This is a genomic window from Aminobacter sp. P4_D5 (assembly GCF_056401815.1).
Genome location: NZ_JBFUIP010000649.1, coordinates 1 through 743, shown reverse-complemented (window position 1 = coordinate 743; position 743 = coordinate 1). Strand labels below are relative to the sequence as shown.

1 protein-coding gene is annotated in these 743 nt (G+C 70.5%); it reads left to right on the top strand.

The window, feature by feature from the left end; genetic code table 11:
- On the top strand, positions 1 to 699 hold a 699-nt coding region (locus AC1DWF_RS34100), incomplete at its 5' end, for a 4Fe-4S dicluster domain-containing protein (protein WP_476842910.1).
- Positions 700 to 743: the final 44 nt, after the last annotated feature.

The following is a 743-nucleotide window of genomic DNA, read 5'->3' as shown; positions in this document are numbered from 1 at the left end:
TGCGTCCCCACGCTCGAGGACGCGACCTCGCTGCTGCGGCTGCTGGCGCGCTCCGCCACGGGCCAGGATTTTTCCGTCTACACCACCTTCAGCACGGGCGTGCGGCGCGAGGGCGATCTCGACGGTCCGCAGGAATACCATGTCGTGCTGATAGACGGCGGCCGGTCCGACATGATCGGCACGGAGTTCCAGGACATGCTGCGCTGCATCCGCTGCGCCGCCTGCATGAACCATTGCCCGGTCTATGGCGCCACGGGCGGGCACGCCTATGGCTGGGTCTMTCCGGGGCCGATGGGCGCGGTGCTGACGCCCTCGCTGATCGGCATCGACAAGTCCGGGCACTTGCCCAATGCCAGCACCTTCTGCGGCCGCTGCGAGAGCGTCTGCCCGGTGAAGATCCCGCTGCCCAATCTCATGCGCCATTGGCGCGAGCGGGAGTTCGAGCGGCACCTGCGGCCGGGGGCGCTGCGGACCAATCTCGACATCTGGGCCTGGTTCGCCAAGCGGCCGGGGCTCTATCGGGCGGCGACGCGCATGGCGATCGGCACGCTGGGCCTGCTCGGCCGGGGCAAGGGCGCCTTCAAGTCGCTGCCGATGGCCGGCGGCTGGACCGAGGGGCGCGACCTGCCGGTCCCGGAGGGCGGCACCTTCATGGCGCAATACAAAAAGCGCCAGCGCGAGGAGGGCCGCCGGCGATGAGCAAGGAGGCCATCCTCGGCGCCATTCGCCGCGGCCTGCGGCGC